At 50.6% G+C, this 21,971-nt stretch carries 26 protein-coding genes and 1 pseudogene; 11 read left to right on the top strand and 16 right to left on the bottom strand.

Annotated features, from left to right (window positions below; translation table 11 throughout):
* The first annotated feature begins 249 nt into the window (after positions 1-249).
* On the top strand, positions 250-1,293 hold the full coding sequence (nadA, locus tag INF61_RS21295; RefSeq protein ID WP_017384960.1) for a quinolinate synthase NadA: 1,044 nt from the start codon (positions 250-252) through the stop codon (positions 1,291-1,293).
* Between the two features lie 22 nt (positions 1,294-1,315).
* On the top strand, positions 1,316-2,035 hold the full coding sequence (pnuC, locus tag INF61_RS21290) for a nicotinamide riboside transporter PnuC (RefSeq protein WP_017694131.1): 720 nt from the start codon (positions 1,316-1,318) through the stop codon (positions 2,033-2,035).
* Here the strand turns inward: pnuC and zitB are convergent.
* The gene (zitB, locus tag INF61_RS21285; RefSeq protein ID WP_015571102.1) at positions 2,032-2,970 is read right to left on the bottom strand and encodes a CDF family zinc transporter ZitB; all 939 of its coding nucleotides are present in this window, start codon (positions 2,968-2,970) and stop codon (positions 2,032-2,034) included. The genes pnuC and zitB overlap by 4 nt on opposite strands.
* A gap of 99 nt (positions 2,971-3,069) precedes the next feature.
* A complete protein-coding gene (locus INF61_RS21280; RefSeq protein WP_017384957.1) occupies positions 3,070-3,429 on the bottom strand; it encodes a protein YbgS in 360 nt (119 codons plus the stop codon).
* A gap of 304 nt (positions 3,430-3,733) precedes the next feature.
* Between INF61_RS21280 and aroG the strand changes: the two genes are divergently transcribed.
* Entirely contained in the window at positions 3,734-4,786 is a 1,053-nt protein-coding gene (gene aroG / locus INF61_RS21275; protein ID WP_003858564.1) for a 3-deoxy-7-phosphoheptulonate synthase AroG, read from the top strand.
* 61 nt (positions 4,787-4,847) lie between these two features.
* On the opposite strand, the gene gpmA is transcribed toward aroG, so the two are convergent.
* From gpmA to modE, 7 genes are all read right to left on the bottom strand, one after another.
* Positions 4,848-5,600 carry a 2,3-diphosphoglycerate-dependent phosphoglycerate mutase gene (gene gpmA / locus INF61_RS21270; RefSeq protein WP_006809557.1) on the bottom strand — a complete coding sequence of 251 codons (753 nt, stop codon included), beginning with the start codon at positions 5,598-5,600 and terminating at the stop codon, positions 4,848-4,850.
* Positions 5,601-5,865: 265 nt separating this feature from the next.
* Positions 5,866-6,909 carry a galactose-1-epimerase gene (galM, locus tag INF61_RS21265; protein ID WP_032670321.1) on the bottom strand — a complete coding sequence of 348 codons (1,044 nt, stop codon included), beginning with the start codon at positions 6,907-6,909 and terminating at the stop codon, positions 5,866-5,868.
* A complete protein-coding gene (galK, locus tag INF61_RS21260) occupies positions 6,903-8,051 on the bottom strand; it encodes a galactokinase (RefSeq protein ID WP_045906621.1) in 1,149 nt (382 codons plus the stop codon). Before galK ends, galM begins: the two co-directional genes overlap by 7 nt.
* 3 nt (positions 8,052-8,054) lie before the next feature.
* Positions 8,055-9,101 (bottom strand): galactose-1-phosphate uridylyltransferase, encoded by a 1,047-nt coding sequence (gene galT / locus INF61_RS21255; RefSeq protein ID WP_017384954.1) that lies wholly within the window; start codon positions 9,099-9,101, stop codon positions 8,055-8,057.
* A 9-nt stretch (positions 9,102-9,110) separates the two neighbouring features.
* Positions 9,111-10,127, bottom strand: coding sequence for a UDP-glucose 4-epimerase GalE (gene galE, locus INF61_RS21250; RefSeq protein ID WP_193548108.1), 1,017 nt, complete (start codon positions 10,125-10,127; stop codon positions 9,111-9,113).
* Positions 10,128-10,328: 201 nt separating this feature from the next.
* Positions 10,329-11,801 (bottom strand): molybdate ABC transporter ATP-binding protein ModF, encoded by a 1,473-nt coding sequence (gene modF / locus INF61_RS21245; RefSeq protein WP_032647751.1) that lies wholly within the window; start codon positions 11,799-11,801, stop codon positions 10,329-10,331.
* A gap of 67 nt (positions 11,802-11,868) precedes the next feature.
* Positions 11,869-12,657 carry a molybdenum-dependent transcriptional regulator gene (gene modE / locus INF61_RS21240; protein ID WP_015571099.1) on the bottom strand — a complete coding sequence of 263 codons (789 nt, stop codon included), beginning with the start codon at positions 12,655-12,657 and terminating at the stop codon, positions 11,869-11,871.
* Positions 12,658-12,784: 127 nt separating this feature from the next.
* On the opposite strand from modE, the gene INF61_RS21235 reads away from it, so the two are divergent.
* From INF61_RS21235 to modC, 4 genes are all read left to right on the top strand, one after another.
* Positions 12,785-12,937, top strand: a complete 153-nt coding sequence (locus tag INF61_RS21235) for an AcrZ family multidrug efflux pump-associated protein (protein ID WP_003858549.1) — start codon at positions 12,785-12,787, stop codon at positions 12,935-12,937.
* Between the two features lie 178 nt (positions 12,938-13,115).
* Positions 13,116-13,892 carry a molybdate ABC transporter substrate-binding protein gene (gene modA, locus INF61_RS21230; protein WP_017384951.1) on the top strand — a complete coding sequence of 259 codons (777 nt, stop codon included), beginning with the start codon at positions 13,116-13,118 and terminating at the stop codon, positions 13,890-13,892.
* On the top strand, positions 13,889-14,581 hold the full coding sequence (gene modB / locus INF61_RS21225) for a molybdate ABC transporter permease subunit (protein ID WP_003858545.1): 693 nt from the start codon (positions 13,889-13,891) through the stop codon (positions 14,579-14,581). The genes modA and modB overlap by 4 nt, the downstream gene beginning before the upstream one ends.
* The gene (gene modC, locus INF61_RS21220; protein WP_193548107.1) at positions 14,581-15,639 is read left to right on the top strand and encodes a molybdenum ABC transporter ATP-binding protein ModC; all 1,059 of its coding nucleotides are present in this window, start codon (positions 14,581-14,583) and stop codon (positions 15,637-15,639) included. The genes modB and modC overlap by 1 nt, the downstream gene beginning before the upstream one ends.
* Here the strand turns inward: modC and INF61_RS21215 are convergent.
* Positions 15,640-15,816: pseudogene (locus INF61_RS21215) on the bottom strand (HAD hydrolase family protein); the annotation flags it as partial. It abuts the gene before it with no gap.
* On the opposite strand from INF61_RS21215, the gene INF61_RS22960 reads away from it, so the two are divergent.
* Positions 15,803-16,078: a tlde1 domain-containing protein gene (locus tag INF61_RS22960; protein ID WP_369690049.1), complete on the top strand. Its 276-nt coding sequence runs from the start codon at positions 15,803-15,805 to the stop codon at positions 16,076-16,078. The pseudogene INF61_RS21215 and the gene INF61_RS22960 sit on opposite strands and share 14 nt — an antisense overlap.
* Before the next feature lie 515 nt (positions 16,079-16,593).
* Complete coding sequence (locus tag INF61_RS21205; RefSeq protein ID WP_159403173.1) at positions 16,594-16,842, top strand: hypothetical protein; 249 nt, start codon at positions 16,594-16,596, stop codon at positions 16,840-16,842.
* Between the two features lie 55 nt (positions 16,843-16,897).
* Here INF61_RS21205 and INF61_RS21200 read toward each other — a convergent pair whose 3' ends face one another.
* The 3 genes from INF61_RS21200 to INF61_RS21190 form a co-directional block, all read right to left on the bottom strand.
* The gene (locus INF61_RS21200) at positions 16,898-17,563 is read right to left on the bottom strand and encodes a hypothetical protein (RefSeq protein ID WP_159403174.1); all 666 of its coding nucleotides are present in this window, start codon (positions 17,561-17,563) and stop codon (positions 16,898-16,900) included.
* Positions 17,564-17,809: 246 nt separating this feature from the next.
* Entirely contained in the window at positions 17,810-18,418 is a 609-nt protein-coding gene (locus INF61_RS21195) for a hypothetical protein (RefSeq protein WP_193548106.1), read from the bottom strand.
* A gap of 61 nt (positions 18,419-18,479) precedes the next feature.
* On the bottom strand, positions 18,480-18,815 hold the full coding sequence (locus tag INF61_RS21190) for a hypothetical protein (RefSeq protein ID WP_159403176.1): 336 nt from the start codon (positions 18,813-18,815) through the stop codon (positions 18,480-18,482).
* A 238-nt stretch (positions 18,816-19,053) separates the two neighbouring features.
* On the opposite strand from INF61_RS21190, the gene INF61_RS21185 reads away from it, so the two are divergent.
* Positions 19,054-19,509, top strand: a complete 456-nt coding sequence (locus INF61_RS21185; protein ID WP_096205976.1) for a hypothetical protein — start codon at positions 19,054-19,056, stop codon at positions 19,507-19,509.
* Between the two features lie 42 nt (positions 19,510-19,551).
* On the opposite strand, the gene INF61_RS21180 is transcribed toward INF61_RS21185, so the two are convergent.
* Positions 19,552-19,752: a hypothetical protein gene (locus tag INF61_RS21180; protein ID WP_096205974.1), complete on the bottom strand. Its 201-nt coding sequence runs from the start codon at positions 19,750-19,752 to the stop codon at positions 19,552-19,554.
* Between the two features lie 359 nt (positions 19,753-20,111).
* Here INF61_RS21180 and INF61_RS21175 point away from each other — a divergent pair, with 359 nt between their 5' ends.
* On the top strand, positions 20,112-20,372 hold the full coding sequence (locus INF61_RS21175; protein ID WP_141393249.1) for a hypothetical protein: 261 nt from the start codon (positions 20,112-20,114) through the stop codon (positions 20,370-20,372).
* 29 nt (positions 20,373-20,401) lie between these two features.
* Here INF61_RS21175 and INF61_RS21170 read toward each other — a convergent pair whose 3' ends face one another.
* The gene (locus INF61_RS21170; RefSeq protein ID WP_159403177.1) at positions 20,402-21,262 is read right to left on the bottom strand and encodes a hypothetical protein; all 861 of its coding nucleotides are present in this window, start codon (positions 21,260-21,262) and stop codon (positions 20,402-20,404) included.
* Positions 21,263-21,284: 22 nt separating this feature from the next.
* Positions 21,285-21,971: pyridoxal phosphatase (locus tag INF61_RS21165; protein WP_193548105.1), on the bottom strand; the 687-nt coding region annotated here is incomplete at its 5' end.

The raw sequence follows: 21,971 nt of genomic DNA, 5'->3' as shown, positions 1-21,971 counted from the left end.
AATCCTGCACGACCCACCAGTGTTGAAAGGCGCCCTAAAGGCGCCTTTTTGCTATCTGTCGTTCGCCAGTGCCTTGTAGGTCGGGTAAGGCGAAGCCGCCACCCGACAGATGCTACCGGCATCAATTCCCGATGACATTCCCCCTCAAATTCGCTATCTTGTTTAGTATACAAAACACCATTGCCTCATTTTTGTTATCTCATGCAAAACAAAGGCAATATTGTTAAGCCAGTAAAACGAGAAGCCATAATGAGTGTGATGTTTGATCCCGAAACCGCAATCTATCCCTTCCCGCCGAAGCCAGCTCCGCTAAGCCGGGATGAAAAACAGTTCTATCGTGAAAAAATTAAGCGCCTGCTTAAAGAGCGTGATGCGGTGATGGTGGCGCATTACTACACCGACCCGGAAATTCAGCAGCTGGCAGAAGAGACGGGCGGCTGTATCTCAGATTCCCTGGAAATGGCGCGTTTCGGTGCAAAACATCCTGCCTCCACGCTGCTGGTTGCAGGTGTGCGCTTCATGGGCGAAACGGCAAAAATTCTCAGCCCGGAAAAAACCATACTGATGCCGACGCTGAATGCCGAATGCTCCCTTGACCTCGGTTGCCCGATTGATGAGTTCACCGCCTTCTGTGATGCCCACCCTGATCGTACCGTGGTGGTCTATGCCAACACGTCTGCGGCGGTGAAAGCCCGGGCAGACTGGGTAGTGACCTCCAGTATCGCCGTTGAGCTGATTGAGCATCTGGACAGCCTGGGGGAGAAAATCATCTGGGCGCCCGATCGTCACCTGGGAAACTATGTACAAAAACAAACCGGTGCGGATGTGCTGTGCTGGCAGGGCGCCTGTATCGTTCACGACGAGTTTAAGACCCAGGCCCTGACGCGCATGAGAGGGTTATACCCGGACGCCGCGATTCTGGTGCACCCGGAATCCCCGCAGTCCATCGTCGACATGGCGGATGCCGTCGGGTCAACCAGCCAGCTCATTCATGCTGCGAAAACCCTGTCACACAAGCAGCTCATTGTGGCGACCGATCGCGGTATCTTCTACAAGATGCAGCAGGCCGTGCCGGAAAAAACGTTGCTCGAAGCGCCGACCGCCGGAGAAGGGGCGACCTGCCGAAGCTGCGCGCATTGCCCGTGGATGGCGATGAATGGGCTCAAAGCGATTGCGGAGGGGCTGGAAAACGGTGGCGCAGCGCATGAGATCCACGTGGATGCCGCTCTGCGTGAAGGCGCGTTAATTCCACTTAACCGTATGCTGGATTTTGCGGCTACACTACGTACTTAACTTATTACGCCCCGGAGAAAAAATGGATTTTTTTAGCACACAGAACATCCTGGTTCATATCCCGATTGGTGCGGGCGGCTATGACCTGTCGTGGATTGAAGCGGTGGGTACGCTGGCCGGTTTACTCTGTATCTGGCTGGCCAGCCTTGAGAAGATCAGCAACTATGCGTTCGGGCTGATAAACGTCACGCTGTTTGCGATCATCTTCTTCCAGATCCAGCTCTACGCCAGCCTGCTTCTACAACTGTTCTTCTTCGCAGCCAATATCTATGGCTGGTACGCCTGGTCTCGGCAAAACAGTCAGCAGGAGGCGGAACTGCAAATCCGCTGGCTGCCGTTGCCAAAAGCCATCACCTGGTTCGCGGCCTGCGTGGTAGCTATCGGCTTTATGACCGTCTTTATTGATCCGGTATTTGCCTTCCTGACGCGCGTGGCGGTCTCGGTCATGTCGGGTCTGGGATTAAACGTGACGATGCCTGAGCTTCAGCCGGATGCCTTCCCGTTCTGGGATTCCTGCATGATGGTGTTGTCGATTGCCGCAATGATCCTGATGACCCGTAAATACGTTGAGAACTGGCTGCTGTGGGTGGTCATCAACGTCATTAGCGTGGTGATTTTTGCCCGCCAGGGTGTTTATGCCATGTCGCTGGAGTACATGCTGCTGACGGTCATTGCCCTGAACGGTAGCCGCATGTGGATTAACAGCGCGCGTGAGCGTGGCTCGCGCGCGCTTTCCCGTTAATGGTGATGGGCGTGTGAGTGGCCGGACTGCGCCTCGTTCAGGTGACAGTCTGGCCCGTTACATGGCTGATACTCCATCTGGATGGTGGCGTGCGCAATTTCGTAGTGATGCTCAAGGAAGTGCCGAATACGTTCAAGCAACGCATCGTGATCGTGGGGCGGAATAACCTGAACGTGCAGCGTCATAAGCGGTTTCTCACCCACCAGCCAGACGTGAACGTGGTGAACGTTACGGACTTCAGGAATGGAACGACACAGATTGCGTTTTAGCTCGCCAATATCCAGCGACGTGGGAGCGCCTTCCAGCAGCTCATTGACGCTCTCTTTCAACAGCCGCCAGGCACTGCGTAATACAAGGCACGATACCAGCACGGAAAGAATCGGGTCGATAGGGGTCCAGCCCGTGCCCATAATGATCAGCGCGGCTACGATGGCCCCTACGGAACCCAGCAGATCGCCCAGCACATGAAGCGCCGCGGCCCGTACGTTCAGATTTTTTTCACTGCTACCGCGGTGCAATATCCAGAACGCCAGAATATTGGCGACCAACCCGGCAATGGCGATAACCATCATTGTCGTCCCGGCTATCGGTTGTGGATGCCGAAAGCGCTGAAAAGCCTCCCAGACGATAAGAAGAGTAATGACCACCAGTGCAATCGCATTCACAAAGGCGGCAAGCGTGGTCAGTCTGAGCCAGCCAAAGGTGTGGCGGGTATTGGGAGGGCGACGGGCAAACTGCACGGCCAGCAGAGCAAACAGGAGCGCGGCAGCGTCGGTCAGCATATGCCCGGCATCGGCCAGCAGCGCCAGCGATCCGGATATCAGCCCGCCTGTTACCTCAATTATCATAAAGGTGGCAGTGACGCCAAAAGCCAGCAGAAGCCGTTTGGCATTTTCATCGCCAGTGGAGTGGGAGTGGGAGTGGGAGTGCGCCATGGTATCGTTCCTGATTTATTATTATTTTTAGTTTAGCGTTTTTAAGAGCTTAAATAAAAAAGGAGAGCATTCGCTCTCCCTGTTTTACCTTACGGAAGGTTACTGGGTAGTACCGTCCGTTTTGGTATTGGCATCGCTGCCTACTTTGTCATTCGGGTCCGGGCATTTCCCGTCTTTACACACAGAGTTTTTATGAACCTCGTCGGTGGTCATACCCTCATGGTTCATCGTGCCTGTGCTCGTCCCGCCGGTGTTGGTATTGCCCGTGTTGATATTACTGTTATCAACATTGTTTGGCGCAATATTCTGTTTTGCATCCGGCGCAACCTGGCCCGCTTCGGCAGCGGCATTAGCGTCGCCATTGCTGCCGGATGAGCCTGCGTCAGCAGCCAGTACGCTACCGCTTGCCAGAGTAAGGGTTGCCGTCAGGAAAAGCGTAGTCAGTTTCGTCATTTTCATCATGGTGCTCCTGTTCTTATCGTTACGCTGGATAACATTCTCCAACAGTGCATCTTGTTCAGTGGCGAAAGATCCCAGTTTCCTGATTTATGTCAGGATGGAATCGCGTATAAATATTTAAAAACAGTCGTTACAAGTAAAAAGCTTAGGCGAGATCTCATTTTTCGCTATTTTGTTGTGTATTTTAGGCGAATTCCAGGAATTATCTGCGCGAAGTGTAAAAGCCCGTTTACACTTCGTGGCCGACAAGTTAGATTGAAAGGATTGCTTTCATTACTAAAGATATGGCAGAGCCGGAAAGAAGATGAATTATCAGAACGACGATTTACGCATTAAAGAGATCAATGAGTTATTACCTCCCGTAGCGCTCCTTGAAAAATTCCCCGCCACCGAAAATGCCGCCAACACGGTGTCTCATGCCCGCAAGGCGATCCACAAGATCCTGAAAGGTAGCGACGATCGTCTTCTGGTAGTCATTGGGCCGTGCTCCATTCACGATCCTGCTGCGGCCAAAGAGTATGCGTCGCGTCTGCTCGCCTTGCGTGAAGAGCTGAAAGGCGAACTGGAAATCGTGATGCGCGTTTATTTCGAAAAACCGCGTACCACCGTGGGCTGGAAAGGGTTGATCAACGATCCGCATATGGACAACAGTTTCCAGATCAACGACGGCCTGCGCATTGCGCGTAAGCTGCTGCTGGAGATCAACGACAGCGGGCTGCCTGCTGCCGGAGAATTCCTCGATATGATCACCCCGCAGTATCTGGCTGACCTGATGAGCTGGGGCGCTATTGGCGCGCGTACGACGGAATCTCAGGTTCACCGTGAGCTGGCGTCTGGCCTGTCATGCCCGGTGGGGTTCAAAAATGGCACTGATGGCACCATTAAAGTCGCTATTGACGCCATTAATGCGGCTGGCGCACCGCACTGCTTCCTGTCGGTGACCAAGTGGGGCCACTCCGCTATCGTGAATACCAGCGGTAATGGCGATTGCCATATCATACTGCGCGGCGGTAAAGAGCCTAACTACAGTGCTAAACACGTAGCGGAGGTAAAAGCAGGGCTGGAGAAAGCGGGTCTGGCACCGCAGGTGATGATCGATTTCAGCCATGCCAACTCCAGCAAACAGTTTAAAAAGCAGATGGAAGTCGGCGCAGATGTGTGTCAGCAAATCGCCAGCGGTGAACGCGCAGTGATTGGGGTGATGATTGAGAGCCATCTGGTGGAAGGCAACCAGAACCTGGAGGGCAGCGAGCCGCTGGTCTACGGTAAGAGCGTGACGGATGCCTGCATTGGCTGGGACGATACCGATGCGATCCTGCGTCAGTTGGCGGATGCGGTTAAAGCGCGTCGCGGCTAAGTTTGTCCCGGGCAATAAAAAAGCGTGGATTGCTCCACGCTTTTTTTATGTCCGGCGAATATTACTTCGCTTTACCCTGGTTCGCCACGGCCGCCGCTTTTGCAGCGATTTCGTCGGCGTTACCCAGGTAGTAATGTTTAACTGGCTTGAAGTTTTCGTCGAACTCGTACACCAGCGGCACGCCGGTAGGGATATTCAGCTCGAGGATTTCATCTTCGCCCATGTTGTCCAGGTATTTCACCAGCGCACGCAGGGAGTTACCGTGAGCAGCGATAATGACGCGCTCGCCGCTTTTCAGGCGTGGCAGAATGGTTTCGTTCCAGTAAGGCACAACGCGGTCGATGGTCAGCGCCAGGCTTTCGGTCTGCGGCAGTTCAGCCTCAGTCAGCTTCGCGTAACGCGGATCGTGGCCCGGATAGCGCTCGTCATCTTTGCTCAGCTCTGGAGGCGTGACCGCAAAACCACGACGCCACTGCTTAACCTGCTCGTCACCGTATTTTTCTGCGGTTTCCGCTTTGTTCAGGCCTTGCAGCGCACCGTAGTGACGCTCGTTCAGTTTCCAGGATTTCTCAACCGGCAGCCAGGCCTGATCCAGCTCGTCCAGAACGTTCCACAGGGTATGGATGGCACGTTTCAGCACAGAGGTGTAAGCAAAGTCAAAGGTGAAGCCTTCTTCTTTCAGCAGTTTACCTGCCGCTTTTGCTTCGCTCACGCCTTTCTCGGACAGATCAACGTCATACCAACCGGTGAAGCGGTTTTCGTTGTTCCACTGGCTTTCGCCGTGGCGCACCAGGACAAGCTTAGTATTAGCCATTTCTTACTCCTCAAGCATTTTGAATGATAACAATTCTCATTATATTGCCGTGACTGTGCCAGCAGCAACGATTAACCCTAACCATAGCGAAAATAGTTCGAGAGTGTAAGATGCATGTGAATCCAGGGTTATGATTTTGTCTGCGATCGCCGCTATTTTCAGCAAGGCGGAGATAAAAAAGCCCTCGCGATGAGGGCCAGTCTTTTTTGCCGGATGGCGCTTCGCTTATCAGGCCTATATTCGTAGGCCCGTGCGCCGCCGGACATTAAGCGCGCGGAATGAAATGATACTCGGTGACGCTTACGTACTCTTCACCCGGACGTAGCACACAGTCCGGCTGCGGCCATTCAGGATGGTTAGGCGTGTCCGGAAGGAACTCGCTCTCCAGCGCCAGTCCTTGCCAGGCGCCGTAGGCGTCATGTTCACGCGCCGTAGTACCCTCCAGATAGTTACCGGAGTAGAACTGTAGGGCAGGGGCGGTGGTGTAGACCGTCATCTGTAACTTCTCATCAGCAGACCAGACCTGTGCGGCAGGTTGAGAAAGATCGCCTTTTGCCTGCAACTGGAACGCGTGGTCGTAGCCTTTCACCTTGCGCTGATCGTCATCACTCAGGAAATCCTGAGCAATGGTTTTCGGCTGTCGGAAATCAAAGCTATTTCCGCTTACCGGTTTCAGCGCCTGATAAGGGATACCCATCTCATCGACCGGGAGATACTCGTCCGCCAGGATCTGGAGTTTGTGGCTGCGGACATCGGTCTGATTACCGTCAAGGTTGAAATAGGCGTGGTTAGTCAGGTTGACCGGGCACGGCTTATCGACGGTCGCGCGATACTCAATGGCGATGCGATTATCTTCGGTCAGGGTGAAGCGCGCGGTTGCAGTGAGATTGCCCGGGAAGCCCTGGTCTCCATCGAGGGAGTCCAGAGAGAACCAGACCTCACCGTCATTTTGCTGCACAATCTTCCAGCGACGTTTATCAAACCCTTCCGGGCCGCCGTGCAGCTGATTTTCGCCCTGGCTGGCAAGCAGGGAATACGTTACGCCGTCCAGCGTAAACTGGCTTCTGGCGATGCGGTTAGCGTAGCGGCCTATGGATGCGCCCAGAAAAGCGGTCTGCTCGATATACTGCTCCGGCGATGCGCAGCCAAGCAGGGTTTCGCGCACGCTGCCGTCAGGCATCGGTACGCGGGCAGAAAGTAACGTTGCGCCCCAGTCCATCAGCGTAACCACCATCCCGGCGCTGTTGCGCAGGGTTAACAGGCGATACGGCAGACCATCCGGTGCGAGTGTTGGTGTTTCGTTTAGCACTGTCCGGCTCCTTGTGATGCTTTGCAGACATAGAAAGTTTCTTTGATGCCCGTTTTGGCTTCGTACTGTTTAGCCACCGCGTCCTGAATGGCAGGGACCAGCTCTTCCGGCACCAGGGCGACGACGCACCCGCCAAATCCGCCGCCGGTCATACGCACGCCGCCTTTGTCGCCAATCGTGGCTTTCACAATTTCAACCAGGGTGTCGATTTGCGGCACGGTGATTTCGAAATCGTCACGCATGGAGGCATGCGATTCGGCCATCAGCTCGCCCATCCGTTTCAGGTCACCTTTCGCCAGCGCGGAGGCGGCTTCTACGGTGCGGGTATTTTCCGTCAGTATATGGCGCACGCGCTTCGTGACAACCGGATCCAGCTCGTGGGCAACCTTGTTAAATTCATCAAGTGAGACATCACGCAGGGCTGGCTGCTGGAAGAAGCGCGCGCCGGTTTCGCACTGTTCGCGACGGGTGTTGTACTCGCTGCCCACCAGGGTGCGTTTGAAGTTGCTGTTGATGATCACCACAGCCGCACCTTTAGGCAGCGGAACCGCTTTGGTCCCGAGCGAGCGGCAGTCAATCAGCAAAGCGTGTTCTTTCTTGCCCAGCGCGGAAATCAGCTGATCCATAATGCCGCAGTTGCAGCCTACGAACTGGTTTTCCGCTTCCTGACCGTTGAGGGCGATTTGCGCCCCGTCCAGCGGCAGATGATAAAGCTGCTGGAACACGGTGCCGACCGCCACTTCCAGCGATGCGGAAGAGCTTAATCCCGCCCCCTGCGGCACGTTGCCGCTGATCACCAGATCGGCCCCGCCGAAATTCTTGTTACGCTTTTGCAGGTGCTTCACCACGCCGCGAACATAGTTCGACCACTGCTGGCTTTCGTGGGTCACGATCGGCGCATCGAGGGAAAATTCGTCAATTTCGTTGCCGTAATCCGCGGCGATCACTCGCACATGACGATCGTCGCGTTTCGCGCAGCTGATCACCGTCTGGTAGTCGATGGCACACGGCAGGACAAAACCGTCGTTATAGTCGGTGTGCTCGCCGATCAGATTAACGCGGCCTGGCGCCTGGATAACATGGGTGGCAGGGTAGCCAAATTTTTCAGCAAACAGGGATTGTGTTTTATCTTTCAGACTCATTTTTTAGACTCCTGATTCGCGGTAATGGACGTCGCTAACGGCACGCAGACGTTCTGCCGCCTGTTCCGCCGTCAGGTCGCGCTGGGTTTCCGCCAGCATTTCATAGCCCACCATGAATTTACGTACCGTCGCAGAACGCAGCAGCGGCGGGTAGAAGTGTGCATGTAACTGCCAGTGTTGATTCTCTTCGCCGTTAAACGGCGCGCCGTGCCAGCCCATGGAGTAGGGGAAGGAGCACTGGAAGAGGTTGTCGTAGCGGCTGGTCAGTTTTTTCAGCGCCAGCGCCAGGTCGTCACGCTGGGCGTCGCTGAGTTCGGTAATGCGCTGAACATGGGCTTTAGGCAGCAGCAGCGTCTCAAACGGCCACGCCGCCCAGTAAGGGACCACCGCAAGCCAGTGCTCGGTTTCCACCACGGTACGGCTGCCATCCGCCAGCTCACGCTGGGTGTAATCCACCAGCATCGGCGAACCGTTCTGGGCGAAATATGCTTTTTGCAGTCGGTCCTCACGCTCGGCTTCATTCGGCAGGAAGCTGTTCGCCCAGATCTGACCGTGCGGATGCGGGTTGGAGCAGCCCATCGCCGCGCCTTTGTTTTCGAACACCTGCACCCAGGGATAGCTCTGCCCCAGCTCTGCGGTTTGCGCCTGCCAGGTGCTGACCACCTCTTTCAGCGCCTCCACGCTCAGCTCCGGCAGCGTTTTGCTGTGATCGGGCGAGAAGCAGATCACGCGGCTGGTGCCGCGGGCGCTTTCGCAGCGCATCAGCGGGTCATGGCTTTCCGGCGCGTCCGGCGTATCGGTCATCAGCGCGGCAAAGTCGTTAGTAAACACGAAGGTGCCTTGGTAGTCCGGGTTTTTATCGCCCGTCACGCGCGTATTGCCCGGGCAGAGGAAACAGTCCGGATCATGCTGCGGCAGCGTCTGTTTAGCCGGCGTCTCTTGCGCGCCCTGCCAGGGGCGCTTGGCGCGATGCGGTGAAACTAAAATCCATTGCCCGCTGAGCGGGTTAAAACGACGATGCGGGTGATCGACGGGATTGAATTGCGTCATGACAAATCCTTAATCTGGATAGCCTTGCGGATGGCGCGACTGCCAGTGCCAGGTATCCTGTGCCATTTCATCAAGCGTGCGGGTGACACGCCAGTTAAGCTCTTTATCCGCTTTGGTGGCATCGGCCCAGTAAGCCGGGAGGTCGCCATCCCGGCGGGGAGCGAAGTGATAATTCACCGGCTTGCCGCAGGCTTTACTGAAGGCATTCACCACGTCCAGCACGCTGCTGCCGATCCCGGCGCCGAGGTTGTAAATATGCACGCCCGGTTTATCAGCCAGCTGCTGCATCGCCGCCACGTGGCCGTCGGCCAGATCCATGACGTGAATGTAATCGCGCACGCCGGTGCCATCTTCGGTGGGATAATCGTTACCAAAAATCGCCAGGGAATCGCGGCGCCCTACGGCAACCTGCGCGATATACGGCATCAGGTTATTAGGAATGCCCTGCGGATCTTCGCCCATATCACCTGACGGATGTGCGCCGACCGGGTTGAAGTAGCGCAGCAAGGCGATGCTCCACTCAGGCTGGGCTTTTTGCAGGTCGGTCAGGATCTGCTCTACCATCAGCTTGCTTTTGCCATACGGGCTTTGCGGCGTACCGGTCGGGAAGCTTTCAACGTAAGGGATTTTTGGCTGATCGCCGTAGACGGTCGCGGAGGAGCTGAAGATAAAATTTTTAACGTTGGCCGCTCGCATGGCGGAGATCAGACGCAGGGTACCGTTAACGTTGTTGTCATAGTACTCAAGCGGTTTTGCCACCGATTCGCCAACCGCTTTCAGGCCCGCGAAGTGGATAACGGTTTCAATCGCGTGATCGTGAAGGATTTCAGTCATCAATGCTTCATTGCGGATGTCGCCTTCCACGAAAGTCGGCTGTTTACCCGAAAGGCGTTCAATGACCGGCAGCACGCTGCGCTTACTGTTGCACAGGTTATCAAGAATGACGACATCGTGGCCGCTTTGCAGCAGTTGCACACAGGTATGACTTCCTATGTAACCGCTACCACCTGTTACCAGAACTCGCATATTTCGCTCCATTAGGCTTATGGTATGAATTAACCATAGCATATCAGAGACGCGAAAAGTGTGACATGGGATAAAATAGTGGTATCGTTTACACTGGTTTTCACACGCGCTTTTTCACAGACTGAGTGCATTGTAGATCAAAGAGATAGAGATGTATTGTTGCAGGTTGTCTGAAAAGCGGAGGGCAGCGCCCTCCATGTGTTAATCGATTTTGCTCAGCAGGTAGCGGTATTGCTCGCCGTCAGGGACAAATTCCAGCCGATGGGTGATGCAGGACGGGGCATCTTCAGCATGGTGGGACACAAACAGCAGCTGGGTTTCACCTTCGCTAATCAGGACATCCACAAAGCGGCGGATCAGCTGACGGTTGAGCGGATCCAGCCCCTGCAACGGTTCGTCAAGAATCAGCAGCGTAGGGTGCTTGACCAGCGCGCGGACGATCAATGCCAGCCGCTGCTGCCCCCACGACAGGCTGTGGAATGGCGCATCGGCGACCCGGTTATCCATACCCAGAATATCCAGCCACTGCTGCGCCAGCTTGTGCTGCTTGTCGGATACCGCCTGATAAATACCAATGGAGTCGAAGAAGCCAGAGAGGATCACGTTTCGCACCGTGGTGCTCACCCGGTAGTCCAGGTGCAGGCTGCTGCTGACATAGCCGATGTGCTTTTTGATATCCCAGATGGTTTCCCCGCTGCCGCGGCGACGGCCGAACAGGGTGAGATCGTTGCTGTATCCCTGCGGGTGATCCCCGGTGATCAGGCTCAGCAGCGTGGATTTACCCGCCCCGTTGGGGCCGACGATCTGCCAGTGCTCACCAGGATTAACCGTCCAGCTGAGGTGATTAAGAATAGGGCGATCGTCGTAAGCAACCACCCCATCGCGCAGCACAATGCGCGGCTGGTCAGGGTCCAGCCCGTGGCGTGCTGAAGGCGCATCCGGCTCCGGCAGGGCAATACCGTCCAGTTTCTCGCTGTGCGCCAGCTGCGCAATCAGCGCCTGCCGAAGCAGTACGGCTTTCTCGCCGGTTTCGGTCAGGCTACAGTCCGCCAGCACGCCCGCATAATGTACGAAATCCGGGATCTCATCAAAGCGGTTAAGAACCAGCACAAGCGTGTATCCCTGCTGGTTAAGCGACGCCAGCAACGCTGCCAGCTGCGCGCGGGATTGCACATCCAGTCCGTCAAACGGTTCATCCAGGATCAGGAGTTCCGGCTCGCTCATCAGCGCCTGACACAGCAGCGTTTTGCGCGTTTCACCGGTTGAAAGGTATTTAAAGCGGCGATTAAGCAGGGCGGTAATGCCAAATTGCTCCGCCAGCTGCTGACAGCGGGCAGGATCTTTTATCTCATCCTGGATAATTTCCGCCGTCGTGCGGCCGGTATCTTCTTCGCCGGGGCTGAGCAAATCGGTATTGTTACGCTGCCACTCATCGCTGACCAGCTTTTGCAGCTGTTCGAAGGAAAGGCGCGTCAGCCGGGTAAAGGTGCAGCGACGTTCACCCTTCAGTTGGGTTAATTCGCCTGCCAGAGCGCGGGCCAGCGCGGATTTTCCGCTGCCATTCGTGCCCACAAACGCCCAGCTTTCTCCGGCGCGAAGGGTTAACTCTGGCAGCGATAAGGTACGGGTATCGCTAAGACGAAACGTGCCTTGCGAAATATGCAATGATGACATGTGTTATCCCATTTTTTGCAGCAACAGATGTCAGGGATACTCACTGTAAGCAGGGTTGTCAATGCGCTTAGCACAATGTGGCGATAATTACCCTGTCTGCATTGAAATATGCGGTCACCACAGCACCTTCGTCTAATTCGGTCGCGTCGTTCACCGGAACGGTGGCGCAGAGCAACTGTCCATCCGGCAGGGTCATCAGCACTTCACATTGTTCTGCGCCGCGCTCGATGTGGCTGATACGCCCGCGTAGCTGGTTGTCGGCCTCTGCGGCCTGCTCAGGGTTGAGTGCGATGCTGATCCAGGGCGCTTTGAGTAATACCAGCACCTCCTGACCTTCGTTCAGCCCAAGGCGTTGACCACTTTGCGCGGTGATGGCGGCTTTCAGGCGCGTCGTACCGTCCGCGAGCAGAATCTCTATATGCTCCTGCACCTGCGAATGATCGCGCCCCGTCACCGTACCAAACCACTGGTTGCGGGCGCTGGTCTGCAAAGAGAAACGGGAGATGGCGCCCAGCAGGCTGTCCAGCGGCAGGTTGTCGTCATCGCTCAGCACATCAAATGCTTTTTGCTGGATCTGCGCCAGTAAATCGTAGAGCTGGATCAGACGTTGCCCATAACGCGTCAACACGGCGCCGCCGCCGCCTTTCCCGCCGGTGGCGCGCTCAACCAGCGTATGTTCGCTCAGGGTGTTCATGTCGTTAATCGCATCCCAGGCGCTTTTATAGCTGATGCCGGCGTTTTTGGCTCCCTGGCTAATCGAGCCAGTTTGTTCTATTTGTTTTAACAGGGCGATGCGTCGCGGATCGGCGAAAAGCTTCTGCTGAAGTCGTAGGGTGAGGAGAATTTCGGCCTGCATAACAGTGTCCCGGTAAAAAGGCTATTGTGACCCAAATGCCCGGGGGCGGAAAGCGCACCGCACAAAAGGGGATGTTTTTCTTACTTTTCAGGGTAGAATAAGCCGTTCACAAGATCTGGAGAAAACCATGTTAGAGTTGTTGAAAAGTCTGGTATTCGCGGTAATCATGGTGCCAGTAGTGATGGCTATCATCCTCGGTGCCATCTACGGCCTGGGTGAAGTGTTCAACGTCTTTTCGAACATTGGTCATCGTCGTGACCAGCCTAAAAAGCAGCAATGATTTCCTCCAAAACGCCCGGCCAGCCCGGGCGTTTTGCTCTCAAGTTTATTCCTTTCCCGCCGATATCTTTTACAACGTTCCTTGAGTTTACGCATTAATGGGTACGATTTAGCGCTAGGAACGCCTGCGATATATCGTTATATTTATTTGTATATAACGACACGCACAGGAGCTTCAAATGGCACGTTCATGGGTACGCCTTTTCGCAGGGGCAACGCTGACTCTCTCACTCACCGCCCACGCACTGGCGGATGAAGGAAAAATCACGGTCTTTGCGGCGGCGTCGCTGACTAACGCGATGCAGGATATTGCTGCGGTATACAAAAAAGAGAAAAACGTCGAGGTGGTCTCGTCGTTTGCCTCCTCGTCCACGCTGGCCCGCCAGATTGAAGCGGGGGCACCCGCGGATCTGTTCATCTCTGCCGATCAGAAATGGATGGATTACGCGGTGGAGAAAAAATCTGTTGATACGGCTACCCGCGAAACGCTGCTGGGAAATAGCCTGGTGGTGGTCGCGCCCACAAACAGCAAGCAGGACGACATCGCCATCAACAAACAGACGGACTGGACCCGTCTGCTCAACGGTGGCCGTCTGGCGGTAGGCGATCCGGAGCATGTTCCTGCCGGGATTTATGCGAAAGAAGCGCTACAAAAACTGGGTGCATGGGAGACCTTATCGCCGAAGCTGGCTCCCGCAGAAGATGTGCGTGGCGCGCTGGCGCTGGTGGAGCGTAACGAAGCGCCACTCGGGATCGTTTACGGCTCCGATGCCGTCGCCAGTAAAGGTGTGAAGGTGGTGGGCACCTTCCCGGAAGACTCGCATAAGAAAGTAGAATATCCTGTTGCGATAGTTGATGGACATAAAAATGCGACCGTGACGGCCTTTGTTGACTACCTGAAGGGGCCGGAAGCGTCCGCGATCTTTAAACGTTACGGATTTACGACTCACGAATGATATTGACCGAACCTGAATGGCAGGCCGTGCTGCTGAGCCTGAAAGTCTCTTCCCTGGCGGTTGCGCTGAGTTTGCCCTTTGGGGTGTTCTTTGCCTGGTTACTGGTTCGCGTGAAGTTTCCAGGCAAAGCCCTGCTCGACAGTGTTCTCCATCTTCCGCTTGTCTTACCGCCTGTGGTGGTCGGATATCTGCTGCTGATCTCCATGGGGCGGCGCGGTTTTATCGGCGAATGGCTGTACGACTGGTTCGGACTGACCTTTGCTTTCAGCTGGCGCGGCGCGGTTCTGGCCGCGGCAGTAATGTCCTTCCCGCTGATGGTGCGCGCTATCCGCCTGGCGCTGGAAGGGGTAGATATCCGGTTAGAACAGGCCGCCCGCACGCTGGGCGCAGGCCGCTGGCGGGTATTCCTGACCATTACGCTTCCGCTCACGTTACCGGGCATTATCGTCGGTACGGTGTTAGCCTTCGCCCGCTCGTTGGGTGAGTTTGGCGCGACCATCACCTTTGTGTCGAACATTCCCGGCGAGACGCGGACCATCCCGTCGGCCATGTATACCCTGATTCAGACCCCGGGCGGCGAAGGTGCGGCGGCCCGGCTGTGTATTATTTCGATTGTGCTCGCTCTGGTCTCGCTGCTGGTATCTGAGTGGCTGGCGCGCCTCAGCCGTGAACGGATGGGGAAATCGTGATGCTGGAACTCAACTTTACGCAAACCCTGGGCAGCCACACCCTGACGCTGAACGAAACGCTGCCTGCCAGCGGTATCACCGCCATTTTTGGCGTGTCCGGGGCGGGGAAAACGTCGCTGATTAATGCGATTAGCGGCCTGACGCGTCCCCAGTCTGGCCGTATTGTGCTAAATAACCGCGTCTTAAATGACGCGGAGAAGAAGGTCTGCCTGTCACCGGACAAACGCCGTATCGGCTATGTGTTTCAGGATGCGCGCCTGTTTCCGCACTACAGCGTTCGCGGGAACCTGCGTTACGGCATGGCAAAAAACATGGCCGGACAGTTCGATAAGCTGGTGGCGCTGCTGGGCATCGAACCGCTGCTGGATCGTCTGCCGTCGTCGCTGTCGGGGGGTGAAAAACAGCGCGTGGCGATTGGCCGCGCCCTGTTAACCGCGCCGGAACTGTTGCTGCTGGATGAGCCGCTGGCCTCGCTGGATATTCCGCGCAAGCGCGAGCTGCTGCCGTATCTGCAACGTCTGGCGCGGGAAATCAACGTGCCCATGCTCTACGTCAGCCATTCGCTGGATGAGATCTTACATCTGGCCGACAAAGTGCTGGTGCTGGAAGCGGGCAGGGTGAAGGCATTCGGCAATCTGGAGGAGGTGTGGGGCAGCAGCGTTATGCATCCATGGCTGCCAAAGGAGCAGCAGAGCAGCATTCTGAAGGTGAGCGTGCTGGAGCACCATCCGCACTACGCGATGACCGCGCTGGCGCTGGGCGATCAGCATTTGTGGGTGAATAAAATCGATATGCCGATTCAGTCCACGTTACGGATCCGCATTCAGGCGTCGGATGTCTCCCTGGTCCTGCAACCGCCGCTGCAAACCAGTATCCGCAATATTTTGCGCGCAAAAGTGGCGCAGTGTTTTGATGATAACGGCCAGGTGGAAGTGCAGCTGGAAGTGGGCAGCAGAACGCTGTGGGCGCGCATCAGTCCGTGGGCCAGGGATGAGCTGGGTATCAAGCCTGGCCTGTGGCTTTACGCGCAAATCAAGAGCGTCTCCATCACCGCCTGATTACAGCAGGTGGGTATAAATATACTGCGCGATGCTGTCGGTGGTGTTATCGCCAATCACCACGTCAGCGCGCGCTTTCACCCCGTCATCGGCATTACCCATCGCCACGCCCGTTCCGGCCGCTTCCAGCATGCTGATGTCGTTATAGTTATCGCCAAAGGCAATCACGTCGCGCATCGGACGGTACTGGATAGTTGATAGGCCAACTGGTTCTACTCTGAATCAGATCCGGGCATGGGGGATTGATACAATCACTGGTAACGATCACTCCGAATGGTTTGCACTCTTCAGTGCTCAAACCATGACAGATAGCATTCTGATTAATGGTGTATCGCGGGGTAGTTTCCGTTTGCATCCATTACGGCCAGATGGAACGGGTGTATCAGAGGGATGCATAACATTCGTAAATCGCCCTGATTTCTATACTGTCCGTAGTTAGTTGCTACGTACAAAAAAGGTTAAAGTACCAGGTTCCAGAACTGGATTAATGGCGTATGGCTGGGTGGACGTGCAGGGGGGAGCAACTATGCGAACTGTAGGATTCGTTAAGTATGCAGCCTTATATAGTATCTGCATCATCTTTTCATGGTGGTTATCAAGCTTTGGTAAGCCCCTGAACGGCATAACGCAATGGGCTATGGATACCGCCTATAGTACTTTCGGTTCCGGCCTGAGCGGGTCATATGAAGCTGATGCAGATCCAGTAAGATTCATAGCCTTAATCGTGGTGGTGCTCATCTACGCTACGGTACTGTTCCTACTCATACGCTTAGCCCTCAGAAAGTTCCAAAACAAACGCTAATACCTCATTTTATTAAGTACCCTCACTGAATATAGTGGGGGTAATTTTCATATAGCTATATGTACTGTTTATGTGCTGAATTCTTAATTATTAGTAAATACATAGAAGGCTTAGCAGTACTAACCCACTATGGAATTTTTGAAATGATAAGAATGGAATTTAACAACTACGATGATGGAACATATTACTTTCTTTATGTTACAGAGGAAGTACGCATTGAAACTAATGGTATTGATGGCCTTCAAATGGAAACCCGCGATTCGCGAGTATGGGATTTAGGCGAACCTTTTCAGTATCTAACCATAAACGAACGTAAGGAGGAGTATTTTAACGAAAGTTTAATCAATCCTTACATTGATACAGTAAGAAAAGCCGCTGAAATTGTCTTTCACTCATTATAAGAAAGTGCTGTATTACATCTCCAGTTATATCCACCTCATACGAGGTGGAATGTGATTATTTAAAGAGAGTATCGAAATCAACAGTTAAGTCTTTAATTGATTGGGCTAATAAATGATGAAGCTCTTCGATATCGTCATTTTTTTCTTTCCATGATAAAAGAACATTATATAAATCACTCTCATTATTATATAGCCGTAACATATCAGAATGTAGTCTATTAACACGGTTTAATGTTTTAATTAATAGAAGGAATTTATCTGTTTGTAATACAGAAATTTTCCATACTGTTAAACTTTCACATCTTGTTCCAAAGTCAATTACTTTTTTACTGAATTCTTGCCATATTTCATGATGCCGTTTAAAGGCATCTTGTAGCTCCATTGGGGTAGGATTACTATTCTGTATGATCCGTAATCTGTAACTGGATATCAAATGTTGTTGAAGTATCCTCAACTGTACCATTTCAGCCATACACGTACTGGCTTGCTTGAACCCTTCATGTTGTATCTTAGGAGAGATCCAATCTTTCGCATTGTACGCAGCATAGACAGCCGCTCCAGCCATCGCCAAATTACATGCAGCACTTACCCAATCAGTTACGCTCCCCCATTCGAATTCTTTAGCATCCAGAAAAAGAACCTTGATAAGTACTAAAACTGCAACGATGAACAGTCCTATGACGATGCCTAGTAAAGCAAAATTTGTTTTTTTTAATTCCATTGTTGATAAAATCCGCAATCAAATTGATTGATCAAATATTGTACTTTACCCCTGGAAACGCAATCAAGTACACTCATAACCTCACGCCCCCCACGATGGGTAGGTTTGTTGAAGGTGTGGGTGTGGCGTGACTTGTTTCTCATCCTCTACCTCATCCATAAACCCAGTTATTTTGCCCTTTAACAGGCATACAGAACAGCTATCTTGTGTTTCATACTTTAGGCGAACAATATACTTTTAGATATGTTATTTTATCGAAAATAACTGCGTGAATTTATGCTTCGTTAGTGAGTTGTATTGTTTGTCATTTTTTATAAGGGCATTCTTAGTTTCTCGGTAGTTTTTTCTGAATGCTGAATTAGTTAATTCAGAATCTGAATTCTTAAAATAAATTTCCATGTTTAAATCAAAAGTTAAACATAACATCTTAAAACAAGAGTACAATTCAAGAAAAGAGAATAACACATCATATATATATTCTGGCTTTTTGATTCTAACAGACCATCTTTCAATTATTTGTAAATCATGCATTATTTTTTCAATGTTCTGTATATTGTTATTACATTGCACCACTAATCCTGAATAAAAATCATTTTTCTCTTTATTAAAGAGTGTTATCTCCTTTTCAATATTTTCTAAATAGTCCCACATATCGCTTAATGATTTGCGAAGTTTTACGGTGTATTCATATTGTATATCAATTTTGGACAACAATTCTTCAGCTTTATCGAAACCTTTAGTATGAGAACGTTGAGAAAACCATTGTTTAGCATTGAAAGCAGCGTAACCAGCAGCAGCAGCCATTGCTACATTACATCCAGCACTGATTATGTCTGATGCATTACCCCAATCCATTATTATTCTCTTCGTCAGATTACATTAACACTTATTTACCACAACCTTGATTAAGGTGCTATCAAAACGGTAGTTCACCCTGCATATCACAGAATGAATCATCCTTATCATGTACCTCTAACATAGCTTGTTGAGCGTAGAACCAACTACCAACGGCGAAGATATCCACTGGTTGAGCTACCTCAAGCATAAAGTAGTATGCGTTACTCGAAGCCACACCGAACCAATACAAACGAGTACCAACCTCATGAGGCGATGTCTCGAACAAGACACATTGCCCGTCTTCAATACGTTCTAAGTACCCGCCCGGATGAACAACCACTATCCGTTGTCCACACTGCCAAAACACCTGAACACCTTTTCTAACGCTTGGATCAAACGAATTCTTATTGCCCATCTTAAGCCCTCCCGCATTTACTGTGTGTTTGTACAGTATTGCAGTGAGAACCTACGAAATCCAGTACCGGATACTTCACCGTCAGCCACGCTTACAGGATCTTCATTCATATCAGTCACAAAGCTAAAGATTTAGATGCACATGCCGATACTTACACATACATGTTAAAAGATGTTAACGCATCTTCATTTAACCTGAATTATCTGTAGGTTAATTCATACAAGGGAAGTTACGACAAATGGCAATAAGCGAAGCAGCAATAAAACGTACATTTACTGGAACAGGGGCGTTGTTGATAGCCTCAATCCTTCCTGCTGGGATTGTATTGGTTGGTGTACGTAACGACATAACTGAAGCTGGGTATGGTGATGATCTAACATTCTCCGGGATTTTCTTTACTTTTGTGGTGGCCTATATCATCGCGGTATTGGCAGGCTGGGCTACTATGCTTATGGGGTTAGTAACACCATTCATAGCGAAACTTTTTGATATTCAGAATAGCTCTTTACGCTGGTTATTCACAATATTGTATTTTTTAATCTTCTCTACCATTACTTTTTATATCTTAACTCTTGTAATGGAGTGGGTATCAGACCCAGCTACTTTACAACAAATATATCCTTCATTAGCATTTTCATCATTTGTTGTTTCTATAATGCATGCAGGTATGTTTAAAGAATTGCTTTCGAAATAAGCTAATCGCCTCGTTAAAGAGGCGAATTGTTTTGAAGTGAATTTATTGCTTCTTTTTTGGTTTGAATATACGATCACTTACAATAAACGCAACTATCAAGAATATAACAGTAGATATTAATGCGTAATCTTCCCAAAAGGTCACAGCGAGCATACCAAAGATAATAGTTAAACCAATAGGTATATAAACTTGCATCACAAGCCTAACTAATTCTTGCCACCACACGCTAAACATCTTTTTCATCGTACTATCCTAAGAATATCAGAAACAATATCGTTATCACTTTTTTGATATTGGTTGTGTACGTCAACACGATCAATTATTGGTTCAACCAAGAAGTATAACATCTCCAGATCGCGACTGTAGAGATCTCTATAGTATCGACTATGTTTATGTAAAAGACGTTCCGCAGCCTGAGAAGCTACTTGAGCATATCCATAAACTGGTGCCAAATCCATTAAGGTTTTCATTCGGAAAAATAATATAATAGTGGAAGTATTTTTAGTTTTGCTATGCATATCGACATTTTTTTACTATGTTCCTTGATCACTCATAGACAGTGCTGATAATCTGAAAAAGTGCAAAAGAACTTCGAGGTTGTTATGAAAAATGAGAATGATCTATCCAAAGAAGAGATGTTCAGTGCAATAGTTGCACAAGCAAAAGAGTACTCATCAATCGACTTTGAACAGCTTGAAAAAGATGGCGTTATTAAAAAAGTTAAGGGTGGTTATCTCGTTGTTAAACTTAGTCGGCTTCCTGATGCGGCTCGTAAGTTAATGAAATCCCTTAAGTCCACTAAAGATGGTGTGGAAATGATTATTAGTAAGCCTCCAAAATCTTTTCTGGATTTGGGCAAGTAATCTAATTGGCCTCTTATATGAGGCCAATTTTATTTAGGGTGGTTTATATTAAATATGGTTTTTTGTTTTGGTGCATACAGTTTAATATCATTTTCGTGGAAAGCTATCGTTAATACTAAATTCTCAGTGTCTTTTATTTCCAATGATTGCTTGAATGCTTTCTCATCTGCTTTTATTACCTGAGAGAAATAATCAACCATTCTTTGCACATGCATTAATCTATGTATGTCATGGAAACTATCGCCATTAGACATAATTCCCATTAGTTGATATACAGTTCCATCTTCCATTCTCATTGCATAGTTACAATGATTTTTTTGCAATGCCAATCGTTGTTTAGAATCTAAATTATCTCCTGTAATACCTTTCATTTTATACTGCTCTAAAGATTCAGGAAGATACTTATGTAACCTTTTTATCAATTCTTCGTTAACCCATACATCTGAATATCCAATTCCATGTGGCATAATGTCTATGAAAACAACTGCATTTTCAAAAAACATACAAAATAAAACGGGGCCAGTTCGGTTAAAGAATCCCTTTTTATATGGTTCTTCTGAAAGATGTAAATGATGTATATTCCATGAGTTTAAAAGAAGATCATTATATGTGTATTTCGACGTGCTTAAAGAAAGATGTGGCTTTATGGATAACCCAAGGGTAAGTTTCCTTCTGATTGATTCATATGCCTTTTCTGTTTCCTTAGGCACTTGAATTCCTGGTAGTTCGATTACTATTCTTCTTTTGACACTTGGTATCCTTCTTTGTAATGCAAAAACAGCCTTTAAATTTTCAAGTGTTGTTAAGCCATTATTAAAATGAAAACCAAATTGTTCTAACTGTTCATCAATATAAATTCTCATTCCAATTTCTGGTTTAAATTCTATCATTACAAACCTCCCTGTTTCAGTGTCACGCTGTTATTTTTTCTTCTGAGAAGTACTGGTTTACTACATCAGCTATCCCAGTTTCAGTATTGTTACCTATTACTAAATCAGCACAGGCTTTGACTTCATCAACAGCGTTACCCATAGCAACACCCAAGCCAGCATTCTTCAACATACTTAAGTCGTTGAAATTATCACCAAAGGCTATCACTTGGCTCATTGATAAACCTTGTGACTCTACCCATTGTGCCAAGCGTTTACCCTTACTATTTCCGGCTTGTGCTATGTCTACTTGGTCGTGCCAAGACCATTCACAAGCAAGGCCAAGCTCACGCTCTACAATCTGACCAAAGCTATGTAGTTTTTCAGTATCAGAATCAGTAAGGGCGAATTTCCAGATTGCATCAACGTTCTGAGATGCTTCACGAAGAGAGGGTACTTGTTTGAAGATTGGACGTTGTGACTCTGGTAGCGATTTAGCCCAATTTTCTGTTCGGGTAATATGCCCAGTTGGATTTTGGTAGAACATGGCATCATCGGCATACATCAGACTATGAACATTGTAACTATCAAGTAGGTCAACTAGTTGTGAAGCTTGTTCTGGTTGTAATGGATCTGAAGCAATCACTCTTTTTGCGGTGTAATCGTACAATAAAGCACCATTGCAACATATTGCTGGTGTATTCAAAGCTAATGCCTGATAAAAAGGATG

This window comes from Enterobacter cloacae complex sp. P18RS, assembly GCF_014982105.1.
In the GTDB taxonomy this organism is placed as follows: domain Bacteria; phylum Pseudomonadota; class Gammaproteobacteria; order Enterobacterales; family Enterobacteriaceae; genus Enterobacter; species Enterobacter hormaechei_C.
Note: the sequence above shows the minus strand (reverse complement) of the source record. Positions and strands in the feature narration are given on the sequence as shown.